Source organism: Thioclava sp. ES.031 (genome assembly GCF_002563775.1).
Taxonomy (GTDB): Bacteria; Pseudomonadota; Alphaproteobacteria; order Rhodobacterales; family Rhodobacteraceae; genus Thioclava.
On sequence record NZ_PDJO01000001.1, the window covers coordinates 3,406,567 to 3,425,715 of the forward strand.

Below are 19,149 nucleotides of genomic sequence, written 5' to 3' on the forward strand. Positions count from 1 at the left end.
CAAGCGTCCGGGTTCAAGGTGCAAAGGCGTGAACGCCCCGTCACGCCCCTTCGGTGAATTGCAGCCTCGCGAGTTCGGCATAAAGACCGCCCTCGGAGACGAGGCTGTCATGCGTGCCCTGCGCGACGATCTTGCCGTCCTCGAAGACGACGATCCGGTCGGCCTTCTTAACGGTGGCCAGACGGTGCGCCACGATCACCGTGGTGCGGGTCTTGGCCAGCTGATCGACGGCCGCCTGCACTTCGCGTTCGGAGGCTGCGTCCAGCGCCGAAGTCGCCTCGTCCAGCAGCAGGATCGGCGCGTCGCGCAGGATCGCCCGCGCAATCGCGATACGCTGCTTCTGACCGCCCGAAAGCATCACGCCGCGCTCGCCGACATAGGTGTCGAACCCTTCGGGCAACGCTTCGAGGAAGTCATAGGCATGGGCCGCGCGCGCGGCCTCTTCGACTTCGCGGTCGCTCGCATCGGGACGGCCGAAGCGGATGTTTTCGCGCGCCGAGGCTGCGAAGACGACCGGGTCCTGCGGCACCAGCGCGATCGCCTGACGGAAATCGTGCCGCGCCATGTCGCGCAGGTCGTAGCCGTCGATCGTCACCTTGCCGGTCTCGGGGTCCCAGAACCGCTGGATCAGCTGCACGACGGTCGTCTTGCCCGCGCCCGAAGGGCCGACCAGCGCCACCGTCTCGCCCGGCGCGATGTCGAGATCGACATGATCGAGCGCCGAGGCCTGCGGCCGCGACGGGTAATGGAAGCTCACATCCTCGAACCGGATCGCGCCGGTTGCGGGCAGCGGCAGCGGCACCGGATGCTCGGGGTCTTTCACCGAATCCTCGCTTTGCAGCAGCTCCACCAGACGCTCGGTCGCGCCTGCGGCCCGCTGCAATTCGGACCAGATTTCCGACAGCGCGCCGACAGAGCCCGCCACCATCACCGCGTAGATCACGAATTGCACCAATTCGCCCACGCTCATTTCGCCACCGCGCACGTCGCGCGCGCCGATCCACAGGACGCCCACGACGCCTGCGAAGACAAGGAAGATCACGATCACGGTCATCACCGCGCGCGTGCCGATCCGCTTCTTTGCGGACTGGTAAGCTTTCTCGGTGACGTCGGAGAATTTCTCGCGGGTGATCGCCTCATGGGTGAAGGCCTGCACGGTCTGCGCGGCCAGAAGCGACTCCGAAGCCGAGCCCGACGAATTCGCGATCCAGTCCTGGTTCTCGCGGCCCAGCACCCGCAGGCGACGGCCCAGAACCACGATCGGGACCACGACCACCGGCACGACCAAAAGCACCAGCCCGGTCAGCTTTGCCGAGGTAAAGAGCAGCATGATCAGGCCGCCGATCAGGATCAACACGTTGCGCAGCGCCACCGAGACCGAGGAGCCGATCACCGACAGGATCAGCGTCGTGTCGGTCGTGATGCGCGAGATGATCTCGCCGGTCAGGATCCGTTCGAAGAAGGCCGGGCTCATCGAGATCACCCGGTCGAACACCGCCTTGCGGATATCGGCCACGACCCGTTCGCCGAAGCGCGTCACGAGGTAGTAGCGCAGCCCCGTCCCGAGCGCGAGCAGCCCCGCGATGACCAGAGCGGCGAAGAAATACTGATCGAGCAGCGCCGCGCCTTGCTGGAACCCGTCCACCACGCGGCGCACCGCGAGCGGCAGGATCAGCGAGATCGAAGCGGTGGCGATCAGCGCCAGCAACGCCCCGAAGGCAAGTCCCTTGTAAGGTGCGATGAAGGGGCCGAGCCCCTTGAGCGCGCCGATCTTCTTCGTCTTCGGCCGGTCATCGGCCGGTCCCGTCGGTCTGCGAGCCATGAATTCTCCCTTGCTTGGTTCAAGGGTTTAGGGGGCGGGAGGTCAGCGGGCAAGCCTCGATTGGCAAAGCGGTGGCACGCCCATGCCCGGACAGCCTCACGATAGCTCACATTTTCGCCGAAAAGGCTACGGGCGGCCGGACTCGAACCGGCACGGGCAATGCCCAAGGGATTTTAAGTCCCCTGCGTCTACCATTTCGCCACGCCCGCAGCGCGCTCTGGCTAGCGCGGGCGCGGCGACTTGGCAAGGCCGCGAGGCGCTCAGCGCCCCTCGAATTTCGGCGCGCGCTTCTCGAGGAACGCGGTCACGCCTTCGCGGAAATCATGGCTCTGGCCGAGGCTGCCCTGCAGCTCCGCTTCCAGTTCCAGCTGGGTCGACAGATCATTGCTGTAGCCCTCACGCAGCGACCGCTTCACCGCGCGATAGGCCGCCGTCGGGCCATTGGCCAGATGCGCCGCACGGGCGCGCCAGTGATGGTCGAAATCGACCTCGGCAATCGCTTCCCAGATCATGCCCCAGCCAGCCGCCTGCCGCGCCGAGACCTTGTCGGCGAACAGCGCCATGCCCATCGCGCGGGCAAAGCCCACCTGACGCGGCAGCCAATAGGTGCCGCCCGCATCCGGCATCAGCCCGATCCGCGTGAAGGCCTGAATGAAGCTCGCCGCTTCCGAGGCGATGACCACGTCGGCGGCCAGCGCGAGGTTCGCCCCCGCCCCTGCCGCAGGTCCGTTCACCGCGGAGACCACCGGCAGCGGGCTCTCGTAGATCGCCTTGAGCATCGGCTCGTATTCATCGCGCAGCACGCGCTCCAGATCGAGCCCGGCCGCCGCGACCCCGTCGCCCAGATCCTGCCCCGAGCAGAAGGCCCGCCCCGCACCGGTCAGCACGATCACCCGTGCCTCATCCTCGGCGCGTTTCACCGCCTCGAGGATTTCCGCGCGCATCTGCGCGTTGAGCGCGTTCATCACATCGGGTCGGTTGAGCGTGATCACCGCGACCTGCTCTTCGACCTCGTACCGGATAACCTTGAACACCATCTGGAAAACGCGCCTCCCTCTTTGTCGCGCGCCCACGATAACGCGGGTCACGCGAAGGGAAAGCGGAACGGGGCGTCACGAAGGACGCCCGCCTCGTTTTCTTCAGAAGATCTCGAACAGGCCCGCAGCCCCCTGCCCGCCGCCGATGCACATCGACACGACACCGTAGCGCGCGCCGCGGCGCTTGCCTTCCAGCAGGATATGGCCCGCCATGCGCGCACCCGACATGCCATAGGGGTGGCCGATCGAGATCGCGCCGCCATTGACGTTGAGCTTGTCGTCGGGAATGCCCAACCGGTCGCGGCAATAGAGAAGTTGCGAGGCGAAGGCCTCGTTGATCTCCCACAGATCGATATCGTCGATGGAGAGCCCCGCGCGCTCCAGCAGGCGCGGGATCGCGAAGACCGGGCCGATGCCCATCTCGTCAGGCGCACAGCCCGCAACCGCCATGCCCCGGAACGCGCCCAGCGGCTCCAGCCCACGCCGCGCGGCTTCCTCGGCGGACATCACCACGCAGGCGGACGCGCCGTCGGAGAGCTGGCTCGCATTGCCTGCGGTCACGCATTTGTCGGGGCCCAGCACCGGCTTGAGCCCTTGAAGCCCCTCCAGCGTGGTCTGCGGACGGTTGCACTCGTCGCGCTCGAGCCGCACCGACTGCTCCGAGACCTCGCCCGTGGCCTTGTCCTTCACCAGTTTCACCGCCTCGACCGGAACGATCTCGGCGTCGAAGCGGCCCGCCTCCTGCGCGGCGACGGTGCGGGCCTGACTTTGCAGCGCGTAGATGTCCTGCGCCTCGCGGGTCACGCCATAGCGCTCGGCTACGACCTCCGCAGTCTCGATCATCGACATGTAATAGGCGTCGGGCACACCGGGGCTGCGATAGCGATAGCCGTTCCAATGCTCGTTCTGCACCAGTGAGATCGAGTCGAGCCCGCCCGCAAGCGCCACGTCCATCTCGCCCGTCATCACGCCATGGGCCGCCGCCGCGATGGCGTTGAGGCCCGAGGCGCATTGCCGGTCCAGCGTGGCACCCGCCACGGAGTCGGGCAGGCCCGAAGCCTGCGCGATATGACGCGCGACGTTGACGCCGGTGGAGCCCTGCGTGAGGGCGGAGCCGAAGATCGCATCGGCGATCTCGCCGCCCTCAAGTCCGGCACGGGAGACGGCCGCGCGCACGGCATGGGCGGCCAGCGCCGGACCTTCGAGATTGTTGAACGCCCCGCGATAAGCCTTGCCGATAGGCGTGCGGGCGGTGGAGACGATGACAGCGTCGCGCATGAGAATCCTCAGATGGTTTCGAGCCCGCACCAGTCCGCGATGAACAGGGCGGTGCTCTGGGTGATGCGACGGATGCTTTCCAGCTCGACGCGCTCGTTGAAGCCGTGGATCGCCTCGGCGCGCGGCCCGTAGACCAGCGCGGGCGTGTCGGCATAGAGCCCGAAGAAGCGGGCATCGGTGGTCGCGGTGATCGCCACGCGGTCGAGATCGCTCTCGTTGACGCTGCGATGCGCCCCTTCGAGGGCACCGATCGCGGCCTTCGCGGTGGCGGAGTGGTCGTCGGAAAGCGCGTAGCCCTCGGCCATGAACCCGTGCCAGACGATCTCGGGCAGCGAGTTCTTCAGGAAAGCGTTGGAGCGCGCGGCATCCATGATGGTCTCGGTGATCTCGGCGCGCGCGGCGGCGATATCCTGACCCGGATAGATCGCGATGCGCATGTCGAAGATGCACCAGGCCGGGACGGAGGACGCCCAGTCGCCGCCCTGGATCTTCCCGATATTGAGGTTGATCGGGTGATGCACGTGACCGAAGTCGGAATGCCGGCAGCCCGGTTCGTTCCAGCGTTCTTCCAGCCCGTGCAGCGCCTCGATCAGCGGGATCGCGGCCTCGATCGCATTGGCGCCAGTGCCAGCATAGGCCACATGCGTGGGCAGGCCTTTCAGGTGCACCTGCGCCCAGACCACGCCGAGTTGCGCGCCGACCAGCTTTTCCTCGAACGGTTCGGGGATCAGCGCGGCGTCGGCGCGGTAGCCGCGTTCAAGGCAGGCCAGCGCGCCGTTGCCGGTGCATTCCTCTTCCACGACGGATTGGAAGAACACGTCCGCACCGGGGGCGAAGCCTGCCTTGCGCAGCGCATCGAGCGCGAAGAGGTTCGACACCAGCCCCGCCTTCATGTCGCCCGCACCGCGCCCGTAAAGCCAGCCATCGGCGACATGCGGCTCGAACGGCGGCGCGTCCCACATATCCAGAGGGCCCGCGGGCACCACGTCGATATGACCGTTGAGGATGAGCGAGCGGCCCTTTTGCGATTGGCTGCGATGGGTGCCCACCACATTCACCGCGTCCTCGTAATCGCCGATCACCGGCGAGAAACCGGGCATGTCGCGAATCTTGTCGACGTCGATCTGCCAGCGGTCCACCTCGTAGCCGCGCTCATCGAGGGCGGCGGCCATGAAGTCCTGCGCGCTCTGCTCCTGCCCACGGGTGGACGGGTGCGAGGTCAGCTCGGAGAGAAACGCGGTCTCGTCGTCGAATGCGGCGTCGACCGCCGAGAGGATGCGGGTTTTCAGCTCGGTATCCATGTGGTGCCTCAGAATCTGGGAATGTCGCCTTGCGGCAGTGCAAGGGGGGCGCCGGTCGCCTCGCGGATCTCCGTCTCGGAGATGCCCTCGGCCAGTTCGACCAGCGCGAAGCCCTGCGCGGTCACGTCCACGACCGCCATGTCGGTATAGATCCGCGCCACCCGCGCCTTCGCGGTCAGCGGCAGCGAGCAGGTCTTGAGCAGCTTCGGATTGCCCTTGCGGTCGCAATGGGTGGTCATCACGACGACCCGGCGCGCCTTCTGCGCCAGTTCGATCGCGCCGCCCGCGCCGGGGGAGAACTTGCCCGGGATCTTCCAGTTCGCCAGATCGCCGTTCTGCGCGACCTCGAAGGCGCCCAGCAGCGTCAGGTCGAGCCGCCCGGAGCGCACCAGCGCGAAGCTCACCGCGCTGTCGAAAAAGGCCGAGCCGGGGATCGTCGAGACATAGGCCCCGCCCGCGTCGATCAGGTTGCGGTCGGCGCGCTCGAGCGGCAGCGTCGGCCCGATCCCGGTCAGCCCGTTTTCCGAATGCAGGCAGACGGGGAAGTCGGCGGGCAGATGGTTGACCACCTTGGTGGGCAGGCCGATGCCCAGGTTCACGACCATGCCGGGCGCGATTTCGCGCGCGGCACGGGCCACCATGCGGGATCTAGCGTCTGACAATGCCATACTCCTCGGAAATCTCGTCGAGTTTCACGACGTGGTCGATGAAAGCGCCGGGGCTCTCGGCCGCGTCCGGGTCGATCCCGCCCAGCGGCAGAAGCTCTTCGGTCTCGGCGATCACGCGGGTCGCGGCCATCGCCATGAGCGGGTTGAAATTGCGCGCGGTGGCGGCATAGGCGAGGTTGCCGAAGCAATCGGCGCGCGCGGCATGGACCAGCGCCACATCGCCACGCAGAGCCGGTTCGACCAGCATCGGGCGGCCATTCATCTCGACCACCTGCTTGCCCTGCGCCAATTCGGTGTCGATGCCGATATCGGTCAGGATCGCGCCAAGCCCCGCGCCACCGGCACGGATACGTTCGGCGAGGATGCCCTGCGCGCAGAACTCAACCTCCATACGGCCCTCGTTCATCGCCGCGATGGCGTTGGCGTTGAGGCCGAGATGGGTGACGATCAGCTTGCGCACCTGACCGCCTGCGATCAGGTGGTCGATGCCCATGCCCGCCTCGTTGGCGTCGTTCTTGACCAGAACGAGGTCGCGCTGCCCCTGACGGGCCAGCTCGCGCAGCAGCGCGAAGGGGGTGCCGGGCACGCCGAAGCCGCCCACCAGCACCGTGGCGCCATCGGGGATCTGCGCGACCACCTCTTCCATCGCGATGGATTTGTCGGGCAGCTTCATGCGCTGACCTCCTCGACCACCGGCAGGTCGTGATTGGCGGCGAAGGCATCGAGCGCGTCGATGAGGATCGCCATGATCTCGTCGATCTGCGCCTCGGTCACGATCAGCGGCGGGCAGACGAGGAAATGGTCGCCCTCGTAGCCGCCCCGCGTGCGACGCGAATAGATGATGAGGCCGCGCTCATAGGCCAGTTCGACCAGCTCGGTATGGGCGTTCCACTCTTTCGGCAGGACCTCCATCGTGTCGCGGTCCGAGACCAGCTCGAAGGCCAGCAGCAAGCCCTTGCCGCGCACATCGCCGATGAAGGGATAGCGGTCCATCAGACCGGTCAGCCGAGCCTTGAGAACATCGCCCATCCGCGCGGCATTGCCGATCAGGTCCTGTTCTTCCATCTCGTCGAGCACCGCGAGACCGGCCGCGCAGGCCAGCGGGTTGCCCGCATAGGTGAAGCCGTGCAGGAAGCCGCCCGCGTCGAGCAGCGCCTCGACCATGTCGTTGCGCGCGACCACCGCGCCCAGCGGCGCGTAGCCCGCCCCGAACCCTTTCGAGAGCGCGACGATGTCGGGGGTGATCCCCCAATGCTCGGCCGCGAGGAACTTGCCGGTGCGCCCGGCCCCGGTCATCACCTCATCGTAGATCAGCAGGATGCCGTATTCGCGGCAGATCTCGGCCACGCGGGTATAGTAGCTGTCAGGCGCCACGAGCGCGCCGGTCGAGGCCCCGCCCACCGGCTCCATCAGGAAGGCGAGCACCGTCTCGGGGCCCTCCGCCTCGATCTTCTCGCGCAGCATCTCGGCATATTTGATGCCGCGCTCTTCCTCGGTGAGGTTGTCGCGGTCGAGGTAGCAGGTCGGCGCCGGAACTTTCGGCATCTCCGTGAACATCGGCGCGAATTTCCCGGTGAAGAGCGGGCTGCCGGTGACGCCCAGCGCGCCCATCGTCGCGCCGTGATAGGAGGGCAGCCGCGAGATCACCTTGTAGCGGCTCTCCTCACCCTGCGTGACCGCATATTGCCGTGCGAGCTTGATCGCGGTCTCGACGGCCTCGGAGCCGCCGGAGACGAAGAACACCTTGTCGAGCCCTTCGGGCATCCGCGCGGCGACCCGTGCGGCGAGATCCTCGGACGGGTGCGTGCGGAAATGCAGCCGGTAGCCGAAGGTCGAACGGTCCATCTGCGCCTTCATCTTCTCCAGCACGCGCGGATTGGAATGGCCGATATTGGAGACCATCGCCCCCGAGGAACCGTCGATGTAGCGTTTCCCGTTCTCGTCGTAGTGGTAGATTCCCTCGGAGCGTTCGAGGAAAGGCCGCGGCTGGCGCGACTGGTAGAACAGGTGAGACTTTTCAGTCGTCATTTTGCACCTTCGAGATGTTTGCGCAGGAAATTCCGGGTCCGTTCCTGGGTCGGGTTCTTGAAGACCTGCTCGGGCGGGCCCTCTTCGACCACGACGCCCTTGTCCATGAACAGCACGCGATCGCAGACCGAGGCGGCGAAATCCATCTCGTGGGTGACGATGATCATGGTCATGTGCTCTTGCGCGAGCTTCTTCATGACCAGGTTCACCTCTTCCACCAGCTCGGGATCGAGCGCCGAGGTGGCTTCGTCGAACAGCATCAGCTTCGGCTTCATCGCGAGCGCACGGGCGATCGCCACACGCTGCTTCTGACCGCCCGAAAGCTGCGCCGGGTAATAGTCGATCCGCTCCAGCATGCCGACGTGATCGAGCTGCTCTTCGGCAAGCTTGTCGGCCTCCTTGTCGGAGATCTTCTTGAGCAGCTTCGGCGCCATCGTGACGTTGTCCCGAACGCTCAGATGCGGGAAGAGATTGAAGTGCTGGAACACCATCCCGATTTCCTGACGCATCGCGTTGATGTGCTTCTCATATTGATTGTGCGGCAGGTTCTTGTTGACCTGCACCCCGTCGAGCCAGACCTCGCCACCGGTGAGCGGATCGAGATCGTTGATCGCGCGCAGCAGCGTGGATTTCCCCGAGCCCGAGGGGCCGATGATGGCGACGATCTGGCCGCGTTCCACGTTGAGCGAGATGTCCTTGAGCACTTCCAGCGTGCCGTAGGATTTCTGGGCGTGACGGATTTCGACGAAGGATTTTGTCTCTGTCATGTCGATATCTCCCGGATCAGCGATAGAGGCGGTTGCGGTTCTCGAACCAGCGGATCACCGCCTCCATGCCGAGATTGATGATGTAGTAGAGGACGGCAGCGGCCGCGTAGAACTCGAAGGCGCGGTAGGTCTGGCCGATGGCGCGCTGCGCCGAGAGCGTCAGTTCCGACACCCCGATCACCGAGACCAGCGCCGAGTCCTTGAGAAGCGCGATCATGTTGTTGCCGATGGGCGGCAGCACGTCGCGCACCGCTTGCGGCACGACCACCTTGATGAGCGCCTGCTTGCGCGACAGGCCCAGCGTCCGTGCGGCCTCCATCTGACCTTTGTCCACCGCGAGCATCGCGGTCTGGATCAGCTCGGAGTTATAGACGGCGAAGTGGAAGCCAAGGCCGATCACACCTGCCACGAAGGCCGGAAGGTCGATGCCGATCTGCACCAGCCCGAAATAGATCAGGAAGAGTTGCAGCAGCAGCGGCGTGCCCATGAAGAGCCAGGCGATGAAGCGCACCGGCAGGCGAATGATGGCAGGCGCGTAGAGCGCGATCACCGCGAGCAGGATACCCCCGAAGAAGCTCAGCAGAGCCGACGCGGCGGTGATGGCGATGGTCCACAGGACACCCAGCGCGAGCGTGCCGTAGAAAGGCGGGATGACGGAGAAATCGAGACCCATGGCTCACTCCTTCTCATGCGGGCGGGAAAGGGGGGCGGATGCGCGGATCATTGGATGCGCACCTTGCGGTCGAGGAACGAGACGCCCTTGCCCACCGCGGTGATGATGACGAGGTAAAGCACCCCTGCGAGCAGGAACATCTCGAACGGCTTGTAGGTCGAACCGATGTAGCGCTGCGCGGTGTAGGTCAGCTCCACCACCGAGATCGCGGAGACGAGCGCCGTGCCCTTGATCTGCGCGTTGATGTTGACGCCAAGCGGACGGATCATCAGGCGCAGCGCCTGCGGCAGCGTCACCTTGCGGAAGGCCTGCGCCTTCGACAGGCCCAGCGTGCGCGCCGCCTCGGTCTGGCCCCGGTCGACCGCGATGATAGCCCCGCGCATCGTCTCGGTCATGTAGGCCCCGATATTGACGCCCAGCCCGATCACACCGGCCTGGAAGGCATCGAGCTGGATGCCGATCTGCGGGCCGCCGAAATAGAGCAGGAACAGCTGGATCAGCGCGGGCGTGCCACGAAAGAAGCTGACATAGGCCGCCCCGATGAAGCGCAGGACGGAGAAACGCGAGAGGCGTGCCGAGGCCCCCAGCGCCCCGCAGATCAACCCGAGGATCGTGGTCAGCACCGAAAGCTCGATGGTGACCCAGGCGGCCTGCAGGAAATACGGGTAGATCTTGAGGATCAGTGCGACATCCATAGATGGGCCCTTCCTTCGATGGTCCGGAAATGGCACGCGCGCCGAGGCCCCTCACGCCGCGGGGAGGTGCGGCGGGGGCGCGTCGTCACTGGGCGCGCGTGCCTGAGTGCAGCGAATGTGCGGGTCGGATCAGCGGATGTCCGAGCCGATCCACTTCATCGCGATCTTCTCGTAGGTGCCGTCCGCCATCATGGCGTCGAGCGCGTCCTGCATCGCCTTGTGCAGTTCGGGATTGCCCTGACGGATCGCGATGCCGGCCTGATCGGCGGTGCCGCCGAGATCGACCTTGAGCTGCTTGATGCCCGAGTCTTTCTTCTTGATCGCGAGCAGCACGGGGATGTCGTCGTTGACGATCGCGTCCACGCGGTTGTTCTCGAGCTCCAACATCAGTTCGGGCAGACCCTTGTAGGTCCGCACGTTGTAGCCTTGATCACGCGCCCATTGCTCGTGCGTCTCGCCCAGCGTCACGCCGACGGTCGCCGTTTTCAGGTCGTCGAGCGAGGTGATCTTGCTGTCCTTCGCGACGAAGATACCGCGGCGCATCCGGTAGTACGGGCCGACGAAATCCACGACTTTGGCACGCTCGGGCGTGATCGACATCGAGCCGACGATCGCATCGTATTTGTTGGCCAGCAGACCGCCGATGATCCCGTCCCATGCGGTGGTGATGATCTCGGTCTTGAGGCCCATGCGCTTGGCGATCTCTTCGCCGATCGCCGGGTCGAAGCCGACCACCTGGTTTTCTTCGTTGATGAAGTTGAAGGGCGGGTAGGCGCCCGACATGGCGATCCGGATCACGCCCTTGTCCTTGAGGCTCTCCAGCTCGTCAGCCGCGGCGAGGCTGGGCAGCGAGATGCCGGTCGCGGCGAGCGAGCCAGCCCCGAGGATGGTTTTGAGAACGGTTCTGCGGTTGGTCATGGATCTCTCCTGTTGGTCATGACTGCGGGCGGCCTTGTTTACCGGCACGTCCCGCCACGGCGAGGGCCCCGTCCGGAGCCTCGTTGAACGAAACGCTTGCATGACGCAGAGTATTGCGCAAATAAATAATGGAAATCTTCAATATAGATTGAAATTATGGTCAAGCCCTACGAACAACGGTTTCCCTGGCATCTCGACTGGAACCTGCTGCGCACTTTCATGGTGGTGGTGGAACAGCGGGGCATCTCGCGCGCGGCCTATCTGCTGGGGCTCAAACAGCCCACGATTTCGGCTGCCCTCAAGCGGCTGGAGGAACGCACCGGCCACGAGCTTATCATCCGAAAACCCAACGAATTCAAGGTCACTAGGGCGGGCAACCTGCTCTATCAGGAATGCGCCCAGATCTTCGGTGCGGTATCGCAGATCCCCTCCCTGCTGGAGACCGGCGCGGAGGAGCTGCGCGGCCATATCGCGATCACCACCACCTCGCATGTCATCTCCGATCATTACGACGCGGTGCTGCATGATTTCGCGACCGAACATTCCAAGGTGACCTTCTCGATCTCGGTGGCCGAGAGCGAGGAAGTGGTGAGCCGGGTGCAGCAGAATCGGGCAAGTCTGGGGATTTGCCTTCTGCACAAGACGCCCGAGAACCTGCGCGCGCAGGTGCTCTACCGGGAATATTTCGGCCTGTTCTGCGGCACGCGCCATCCGCTTTTCGAGCGCGAGGAAATCACGCTGCCCGAGCTCGAGGGCGAGGAGTCGGTGTCGTTCCAGACCGAGACCGAGCACGGCCCGCTGCATCCGGTCTCGCTGCTGCGCGCACGGGCCAAGCTCGCGCCGAGTTGGCGCGGGGTGTCGTCGAACCTGCACGAGCTGCGCCGGATGATCGTGGCCGGCGTCGGGATCGGCGCGCTGCCGCTGCATGTCGCGCATCGCGATGTCGAGTCGGGTCGGCTGCGCCAGTTGCCGCCCTATGACGGGCTGCCGATGGTGAATATCTACCTGCTCACCAACCCGCAGCGGAAGCAGTCGAGCGCGGAAGCCGCGTTTCTCGCGGCCTGCGATGCGATGATGGCCGAGAGCGATCTGGCCGAGCGTACCTATTACTGAGCGCGCGTCTCAGAAGGTTGGCGGGGTCGCCGCCGACACCACCACGCAGCGCGCCTTGGCCACGTTGCGAAACCGATGCGGCAGGCGGCTGTCGAACAGGTAGGCATCGCCCGCGCGCAACAGCTCGGTGGTCTCGCCCACCGTCAGCAGCAACTCGCCCTCGATGACGAAACCGCCCTCCTCGCCCTCGTGGGCATAGGCCTCCGCCCCGGTATCGGCGCCGGGCTCATAGGTCTCGTAGAGCAGCAGAATATTGGTCTGCCCCGACTTGCCCGCCCGCTTGAGCGAAAGCGCATCGAGCGCCGCGCCACCCGAGCGGTAAATCCGGCCCGGGTTGATCTCGGTAAGCTCGGAATGCCGGAAGACGAACTTGCCTGGCTCGGCGGGCGTGTCGCTGTCGAAGAACTCCGCCAGCGTCGTCTCGAGGATTTCGAGAATCTTGCGCAGCGAGGTGATCGAGGGAGAGGTCTTGTTACGCTCGATCAGCGAGACCAGCCCGTTGGTCACGCCCGACCGCTGCGCCAGCTCGCGCTGCGACAATCCCTTGTCCTCGCGGATCGCCCGAAGCCGTCCGCCCACGTCGAATTCGCTCACCGCAAGCCTCCTGTCCTGTGCCTGTTCTAGAGTGCGGCCGGGCGGATTTCCAGCACGCGCGCTTTCACCATGCGTTTAACAAACTAAACATTGCACAGTTATCCGTTAAACACTAGCGTCACATCATTCCGTGATTCTCCAGCCCCTGAGGAGTGCCCATGTCCAGCAATGCCGACCTCGAGACCCGCCGCGCCGCCGCCCTTGCCCGGGGCGTGGGTGTGCAGACCCAGAACTTCGCCGTCTCCGCCGAGAACGCCACCGTCACCGATGCCGATGGCCGCGAACTGATCGATTTCGCCGCCGGGATCGCGGTGGTGAACACCGGCCACCGCCACCCGAAAGTCATCGAGGCGGTGAAAGCCCAGCTCGACGCCTTCACCCATACCTGCCATCAGGTGATGCCCTACGAGCCCTATGTGCGCCTCGCCGAGCGGCTCAACGAAAAGGTGCCGGGCGATTTCGACAAGAAGTCGATCTTCGTCACCACCGGTGCCGAGTCGGTCGAGAACGCGATCAAGATCGCCCGCTCCTACACGGGCCGCAACGCGGTCATCGCGTTCAGCGGCGGCTTCCACGGCCGCACCTTCATGACGATGACGCTCACCGGCAAGGTCGCGCCCTACAAGGCGGGCTTCGGTGCGATGATGCCCGACGTGTTCCACGTCCCCTTCCCGAACGCGCTGCATGGCGTGTCGACCGAGGACAGCTTCGCCGCGATGGAGAGCCTGTTCAAAACCGATCTCGACCCCACGCGCCTCGCCGCGGTGATCTTCGAGCCGGTGCAGGGCGAAGGCGGCTTCAACCCGGCGCCGCATGATTTCGTCAAGCGCCTGCGCGCCTTCTGCGACGAGCATGGCATCGTGATGATTGCCGACGAGGTCCAGACCGGCTTCGCGCGCACCGGCACGCTGTTCGCCATGGACGCCTACGACGTGGCGGCCGACGTCACCACGATGGCAAAGGGTCTGGGCGGCGGTCTTCCGATCGCGGCGGTGACCGGTCGCGCCGAGATCATGGATGCGGCGAACCCGGGCGGTCTGGGCGGCACCTATGGCGGCAACCCGCTGGGTATCGCAGCCGGGAACGCGGTGCTCGACGTGATCGAGGAGGAAGACCTCTGCGCCCGCGCCAACGAGCTCGGCTCGCGCCTCAAGCAGCGCCTGGAGGCGATCCGCGCCAACATGCCGGAGATCGCCGAGATCCGCGGCCCCGGCTTCATGGTCGCGGTCGAGCTGATGTCGGATGGCAAGCCCGACGCGGCCCTCACCCAGCGCATCCGTGTCGAAGCGCTCAACCGCGGCCTGCTGCTGCTGACCTGCGGCGTCTATGGCAACGTGATCCGCTTCCTCGCGCCGATCACCATCCCCGACGAGCAGATGGCCAAGGCGCTCGACATCCTCGAAGAGGCGATGACCGCCGCGAAGGAGGGCTGATATGCTCAAGCTGAACGACCCGAGCCTGCTGGAGACCCGCGCCTATGTGAACGGCGAGTGGATCGAGGGCGCGAAACGCTTCGCCGTGCAGGATCCTGCGACCGGCGAGACCGTCGCCGAGGTGGCCGATCTCGACGTGGACGCCACGCGCGCCGCGATCGAGGCCGCCCATGTCGCGAAACCGGACTGGGCCGCGCTCACCGGCAAGGAGCGCGCGGGCTACCTGCGCCGCTTCCACGACCTGATGATGGAAAATCAGGACGACCTCGCCGCGATCCTGACCGCCGAGATGGGCAAGCCGCTGGCCGAGGCCAAGGGCGAGATCGCCTATGGCGCAAGCTTCCTCGAATGGTTCGCCGAAGAGGCCAAGCGCGTCTATGGCGACGTCATCCCCGGCCACCAGCGCGATAAGCGCATCCTCGTGATCCGCCAGCCCGTGGGCGTGGTGGGCTCGATCACGCCGTGGAACTTCCCCAACGCGATGATCGCACGCAAGCTGGCCCCGGCGTTGGCCGCGGGCTGCACCTTCGTTGGGCGCCCCTCCGAGCTGACGCCGCTCTCGGCCCTCGCGATGGCCGTTCTGGCCGAGCGCGCGGGCATCCCGGCGGGTGTCTTCAACATCATCCCCGGCGTCGATGCGGCGGGCATGGGCGAAGAGCTTTGCGCCAACCCCAAGGTCGCCAAGATCACCTTCACGGGCTCGACCCGCGTGGGCAAGATCCTGATGCGCCAAGGGGCGGAGACGGTGAAGAAGATCAGCCTCGAACTCGGCGGCAACGCCCCGTTCCTCGTCTTCGACGATGCCGATCTCGATGCGGCGGTCGAAGGCGCGATGATCGCGAAGTTCCGCAATAACGGGCAGACCTGCGTCTGCGCGAACCGGATCTACGTGCAGGCCGGTGTCTATGACGCCTTCGCCGAGAAGCTGGTCGCGCGGCTTGCGACCCTGCAGCCGGGCAACGGCTTCGAGCCGGGCGTGACCACCGGGCCGCTCATCAACGCGGACGCGCTGGCCAAGGTCGAGGCGCATATCTCGGACGCGACCGAAAAGGGCGCGCAGGTCGCTGCGGGCGGGCATCGCTCGAACCTCGGGCGCACCTTCTTCGAGCCGACGCTGCTGACCGGCGTGACGCAGCAGATGCGGGTCGCGCGCGAGGAGACCTTCGGGCCGCTCGCTCCGCTGATCCGTTTCGAGACCGAGGCCGAGGCGATCGAGATGGCCAACGCGACCGAGTTCGGGCTGGCGGGCTATTTCTACGCCAACGACCTCGCCCGCGTCTGGCGTGTGGCCGAAGCGATGGAGACCGGGATCGTCGGCGTGAACACCGGCCTGATCTCGACCGAGGTAGCCCCGTTCGGCGGCATCAAGCAATCCGGTGTCGGCCGCGAAGGCTCGAAATACGGGATCGAGGATTTCACCGAGCTGAAATACATGTGCCTCGGCGGGATCGAGTAAGCGCTGAACCTGAGACATCAGGGCGAAATAAAGAAGCGGCGGGCTTTCCCGCCGCTTCTTTCATTTTCAGAGGCCTGAAGAGCGCCTGCGCCATCGACAGTAGCTGGGCGCGCGGCGGACCGTGGGGTGGCGCCTCAAGACCTCGGGACGCAGGCGCTTTATGCCTGCCAAGCCCTGTCGCCGCTCGAACGTCTCGGAAGCTGTCCAATGCGCCAGCCCGTCGGGACGGGCCGGCGCGCGCCCTGCGGCTTCGCCGCGCTCCGGGCGCAGCCGCGCTGCACGACCGTTGGATGGCCTTGGACCGAACCTAGAGAACGGTGCCCCGCCCCCTACTCCCCCATCAGCTCATTCAGCCGCTTGCGCTCGTCCTCGGAGAGATCGGGCTGAGCCGGCCCCTCGGACGCGGCACGGCGCGAGCGGACATAGAAGAACCCGCCGATCAGCGCGACGATCAAAGCCCCCGGGCCGAGATACCACAGCAGCAGGTTCGCCCCGCGTTTCTCCGGCTCGAACAGCACATATTCGCCATAGCGGGCAGTGATGTAGTCGATCACCTGGCTATTGGTATCGCCCGCCTGCAAGCGCTCGCGCACCAGCAGCCGCAGATCCCGCGACACCTCGGCATTGGAGTCGTCGATATTCTCGCCCTGGCAGACCGGGCAGCGCAGCACCTTGGAGATTTCGCGCGCCCGCGCCTCCAGCGCCGGATCCTTCAGGATCTCGTCGGGCTGCACCGCAAGCGCAGGCCCGATCGAGAGGAGCGCCGAAAGCATCAACGCCAAGGCAAAGAAGGTTTTCCTGAGCATCGTTTACTCCGCCGGAGACGCTTGCGCCGAGGAAGCACGCGATTTGCGCGCCCCGGCTGCAACACGGTAGCGGCGATCCGACAGGCTCAGCAGCCCGCCCAACGCCATGATGATCGCGCCCGCCCAGATCCAGTCCGCGAAGGGCTTGATATAGGTGCGCACCGCGTAGCCACCCTGATCCTGCGGGTCGCCGATCACGAGGTAGATGTCGCGCATCGGCGTGGTGTGGATCGCAGCCTCGGTCGTCGGCATCCGCTGCACCGGGTAGGTGCGCTTCTCGGGATGCATCGTCGCGATCTTCTTGCCGTCCTTCTCGACCAGCATCGTCGCCATCTGCGTGATATAGTTCGGCCCTTTCTCCTTGTGCACTTCGCTCAAGGTGATCTGGTAGCCGTCGACGGTGAAGGGCTCGCCGATCTTGGCGACGCGGATATCCTCGATCTGGCCCGCGGTCAGAAGACCGATACCGATGAAGGTGATGCCGAGGCCCGCATGGGCCGTAGCCTTGCCCCAATCGGCGCGCGGCAGACGGGTCAGGCGCCCGAAATTGCGCGCCGAACGCTGCCACAGCTCGGTCATGGCCCCGAAGACCAGCCAGCTGCCCAGGAACACCGCGACAAGCGCGAGCAGCGAATTGCCGCTCTCGACCGCCCAGGCGAGCCCGCCCAGAGCCAGCGCGAGCACGAAGGCCGGGATCAGCGGCTTCACCACGCGACCGAGACGCGCACGTTTCCACGGCATCATCGCGCCGATCGGCAGGATCAGGGCGAGGATCACCATGAACGGGGTGAAAGCCTGATCGAAGAACGGCGCGCCGACAGACAGCTTGCGGCCGAAGAACATCTCCGCGACCAGCGGCCAGACCGTGCCCACGAAGACCACCAGCGCCGCGACCGCCAGCAGGATGTTGTTGATCACAAGCGCGGTTTCCCGCGAGAGCATCGAGAACACGCCCTTGGCCTGCATCGAGGTGGCTCGGAACGCATAGAGCGTCAGCGCCCCGCCCACGAAGAGCGCGAGAATGCCGAGGATGAAGATGCCGCGCTGCGGGTCGGAAGCGAAGCTATGCACCGAGGTGATCACGCCCGAACGCACGATGAAAGTGCCGATCAGCGAGAAACCGAAGGCCATGATCGACAGAAGGATGGTCCACGACTTCAGCGCCTCGCGCTTCTCGACCACGATGGCCGAGTGCAGCAGCGCGGCGGCCAGAAGCCACGGCATGAAGGAGGCGTTCTCCACCGGGTCCCAGAACCAGAAACCGCCCCAGCCAAGCTCGTAATAGGCCCACCACGAGCCCAGCGCGATGCCGATGGTCAGGAAGATCCAGGCCGCCAGCGTCCACGGGCGCACCCAGCGTGCCCAGGTCGCATCGACCCGGCCCTCGATCAGCGCCGCCACCGCGAAGGAGAACGACATCGAGAGACCGACATAGCCTAGATAGAGGAAGGGCGGGTGGAAAGCCAAGCCCGGGTCCTGCAGGAGCGGGTTCATCCCCTCGCCGTTGAACGGCGGCTCTGCGAGACGCAGGAACGGGTTGGAGGTGAAGATGATGAAGCCGAGGAAGGCCACGCCGATCCAGGCCTGAACGCTCAGCACGCGGGCGCGCAGCCGCGGCGGCAAAGCGCCACCGAACACAGCCGCCGCCGCCCCGAAGAGCGACAGGATCAACACCCACAGAAGCATCGAGCCTTCGTGATTCCCCCACACGCCGGTGATCTTGTAGAGCATCGGCTTGTCGGTATGGGAATTCGCCCAAACCAGCTTCAGCGAGAAGTCCGATACGACGAAGGCGTGGGTCAGCGCCGCGAAGCTCACCGCGATGAGCAGAAACTGCGCTGTCGCTGCGGGTTCGCCCACTGCCATCCAGCCGCGCCAGCCTTTTTGCGCGCCGACGATGGGCACGATGGCCTGCACGATGGCCACCGCAAAGGCGAGAATCAGGGCAAAATGCCCGAGTTCGTTGATCATGGGACTCCTCCTGTCGCGGGGCGAGAGCATAGAGATATACGGCCTTCGGGCCAAGGAGGATGCGCGCCGATGTCGCAACTTTCCGACAGTCACTCACGGGGGCGTGAATGGCACAGCCCATTCTCAAGGTCTAAGCAAGGCCCGTGAGACCAGAAGGGATGCTGAAAATGCGTGCGATCGTGATCGGGCCGCTGCTGGCCTTGGGGCTTGTGGCAGGATGCCAGTCGGAGCCGGGCGACCCTCTCGAGGCGATTGCCCCGAACGCGATCTGGGAAGTCGTCTCGATCGACGGCAAGCCCCTGCCCGACGGCGTCGAAGTCACCCTGACCCATCCCGAAAAGGGCCTTATCGCGGGCAAGGCGGGCTGCAATCACTATAACGGCCGGATCTCGGAGAAGGATGGCCGGGTGCGCGTCGGCGAGCTGGCCGGAACGCGCATGATGTGCCCCGAGCCCGCAATGGGGGTCGAGAAGGCCTTCCACTCGGCCATGGCCCGCGTCGATACGGTGAAACTGTCGCAGGACCGGCTGGAGCTGATCTCGCAGGGCGACACGGTGATCGAAGCCACGCAATAAGCGCCTTGACCGGC

General features: G+C 65.6%; 18 protein-coding genes and 1 tRNA gene. 4 read left to right on the forward strand and 15 right to left on the reverse strand.

The genetic code is table 11. The features are described from left to right. Positions 1 to 40: 40 nt before the first annotated feature. The 12 genes from AXZ77_RS16135 to AXZ77_RS16190 all read right to left on the reverse strand — a co-directional run bounded on the left by AXZ77_RS16135 (position 41) and on the right by AXZ77_RS16190 (position 11,187). Positions 41 to 1,822 carry an ABC transporter transmembrane domain-containing protein gene (locus AXZ77_RS16135; protein WP_098411938.1) on the reverse strand — a complete coding sequence of 594 codons (1,782 nt, stop codon included), beginning with the start codon at positions 1,820 to 1,822 and terminating at the stop codon, positions 41 to 43. Between the two features lie 127 nt (positions 1,823 to 1,949). Further along, positions 1,950 to 2,031, reverse strand: a tRNA-Leu gene (locus AXZ77_RS16140). A 51-nt stretch (positions 2,032 to 2,082) separates the two neighbouring features. After that, positions 2,083 to 2,859, reverse strand: coding sequence for an enoyl-CoA hydratase-related protein (locus AXZ77_RS16145; RefSeq protein ID WP_098411939.1), 777 nt, complete (start codon positions 2,857 to 2,859; stop codon positions 2,083 to 2,085). A gap of 102 nt (positions 2,860 to 2,961) precedes the next feature. Next, positions 2,962 to 4,137: an acetyl-CoA C-acyltransferase gene (locus AXZ77_RS16150; protein ID WP_098411940.1), complete on the reverse strand. Its 1,176-nt coding sequence runs from the start codon at positions 4,135 to 4,137 to the stop codon at positions 2,962 to 2,964. An 8-nt stretch (positions 4,138 to 4,145) separates the two neighbouring features. Further along, a complete protein-coding gene (locus AXZ77_RS16155; protein WP_098411941.1) occupies positions 4,146 to 5,438 on the reverse strand; it encodes an ArgE/DapE family deacylase in 1,293 nt (430 codons plus the stop codon). A gap of 8 nt (positions 5,439 to 5,446) precedes the next feature. Then, positions 5,447 to 6,100, reverse strand: a complete 654-nt coding sequence (locus tag AXZ77_RS16160) for a 3-oxoacid CoA-transferase subunit B (protein WP_218000494.1) — start codon at positions 6,098 to 6,100, stop codon at positions 5,447 to 5,449. Next, on the reverse strand, positions 6,087 to 6,779 hold the full coding sequence (locus tag AXZ77_RS16165; protein WP_078542167.1) for a CoA transferase subunit A: 693 nt from the start codon (positions 6,777 to 6,779) through the stop codon (positions 6,087 to 6,089). Before AXZ77_RS16165 ends, AXZ77_RS16160 begins: the two co-directional genes overlap by 14 nt. Beyond that, positions 6,776 to 8,134 (reverse strand): aspartate aminotransferase family protein, encoded by a 1,359-nt coding sequence (locus AXZ77_RS16170; protein ID WP_098411943.1) that lies wholly within the window; start codon positions 8,132 to 8,134, stop codon positions 6,776 to 6,778. The genes AXZ77_RS16165 and AXZ77_RS16170 overlap by 4 nt, the downstream gene beginning before the upstream one ends. Beyond that, positions 8,131 to 8,901, reverse strand: a complete 771-nt coding sequence (locus tag AXZ77_RS16175) for an amino acid ABC transporter ATP-binding protein (RefSeq protein WP_098411944.1) — start codon at positions 8,899 to 8,901, stop codon at positions 8,131 to 8,133. The genes AXZ77_RS16170 and AXZ77_RS16175 overlap by 4 nt, the downstream gene beginning before the upstream one ends. 16 nt (positions 8,902 to 8,917) lie before the next feature. Continuing rightward, positions 8,918 to 9,574 (reverse strand): amino acid ABC transporter permease, encoded by a 657-nt coding sequence (locus tag AXZ77_RS16180; RefSeq protein WP_098411945.1) that lies wholly within the window; start codon positions 9,572 to 9,574, stop codon positions 8,918 to 8,920. Positions 9,575 to 9,621: 47 nt separating this feature from the next. Continuing rightward, complete coding sequence (locus AXZ77_RS16185) at positions 9,622 to 10,269, reverse strand: amino acid ABC transporter permease (RefSeq protein ID WP_098411946.1); 648 nt, start codon at positions 10,267 to 10,269, stop codon at positions 9,622 to 9,624. A gap of 129 nt (positions 10,270 to 10,398) precedes the next feature. Next, the gene (locus AXZ77_RS16190) at positions 10,399 to 11,187 is read right to left on the reverse strand and encodes a transporter substrate-binding domain-containing protein (RefSeq protein WP_098411947.1); all 789 of its coding nucleotides are present in this window, start codon (positions 11,185 to 11,187) and stop codon (positions 10,399 to 10,401) included. Between the two features lie 156 nt (positions 11,188 to 11,343). Between AXZ77_RS16190 and AXZ77_RS16195 the strand changes: the two genes are divergently transcribed. Then, on the forward strand, positions 11,344 to 12,300 hold the full coding sequence (locus AXZ77_RS16195; RefSeq protein ID WP_098411948.1) for a LysR family transcriptional regulator: 957 nt from the start codon (positions 11,344 to 11,346) through the stop codon (positions 12,298 to 12,300). A 9-nt stretch (positions 12,301 to 12,309) separates the two neighbouring features. Here AXZ77_RS16195 and AXZ77_RS16200 read toward each other — a convergent pair whose 3' ends face one another. Then, positions 12,310 to 12,894, reverse strand: coding sequence for a cupin domain-containing protein (locus AXZ77_RS16200; RefSeq protein ID WP_078569857.1), 585 nt, complete (start codon positions 12,892 to 12,894; stop codon positions 12,310 to 12,312). 158 nt (positions 12,895 to 13,052) lie between these two features. Between AXZ77_RS16200 and AXZ77_RS16205 the strand changes: the two genes are divergently transcribed. Together AXZ77_RS16205 and AXZ77_RS16210 are read left to right on the forward strand one after the other, a co-directional pair. Then, positions 13,053 to 14,327 carry a 4-aminobutyrate--2-oxoglutarate transaminase gene (locus AXZ77_RS16205; RefSeq protein WP_098411949.1) on the forward strand — a complete coding sequence of 425 codons (1,275 nt, stop codon included), beginning with the start codon at positions 13,053 to 13,055 and terminating at the stop codon, positions 14,325 to 14,327. A 1-nt stretch (position 14,328) separates the two neighbouring features. After that, complete coding sequence (locus AXZ77_RS16210) at positions 14,329 to 15,783, forward strand: NAD-dependent succinate-semialdehyde dehydrogenase (RefSeq protein WP_098411950.1); 1,455 nt, start codon at positions 14,329 to 14,331, stop codon at positions 15,781 to 15,783. Positions 15,784 to 16,112: 329 nt separating this feature from the next. Here AXZ77_RS16210 and AXZ77_RS16215 read toward each other — a convergent pair whose 3' ends face one another. Next, positions 16,113 to 16,589 carry a cytochrome c-type biogenesis protein gene (locus tag AXZ77_RS16215; RefSeq protein WP_078604793.1) on the reverse strand — a complete coding sequence of 159 codons (477 nt, stop codon included), beginning with the start codon at positions 16,587 to 16,589 and terminating at the stop codon, positions 16,113 to 16,115. Positions 16,590 to 16,592: 3 nt separating this feature from the next. After that, positions 16,593 to 18,560: a heme lyase CcmF/NrfE family subunit gene (locus tag AXZ77_RS16220; RefSeq protein WP_098411951.1), complete on the reverse strand. Its 1,968-nt coding sequence runs from the start codon at positions 18,558 to 18,560 to the stop codon at positions 16,593 to 16,595. A 167-nt stretch (positions 18,561 to 18,727) separates the two neighbouring features. Here AXZ77_RS16220 and AXZ77_RS16225 point away from each other — a divergent pair, with 167 nt between their 5' ends. Then, positions 18,728 to 19,135: an META domain-containing protein gene (locus AXZ77_RS16225; RefSeq protein ID WP_165756996.1), complete on the forward strand. Its 408-nt coding sequence runs from the start codon at positions 18,728 to 18,730 to the stop codon at positions 19,133 to 19,135. Positions 19,136 to 19,149: the final 14 nt, after the last annotated feature.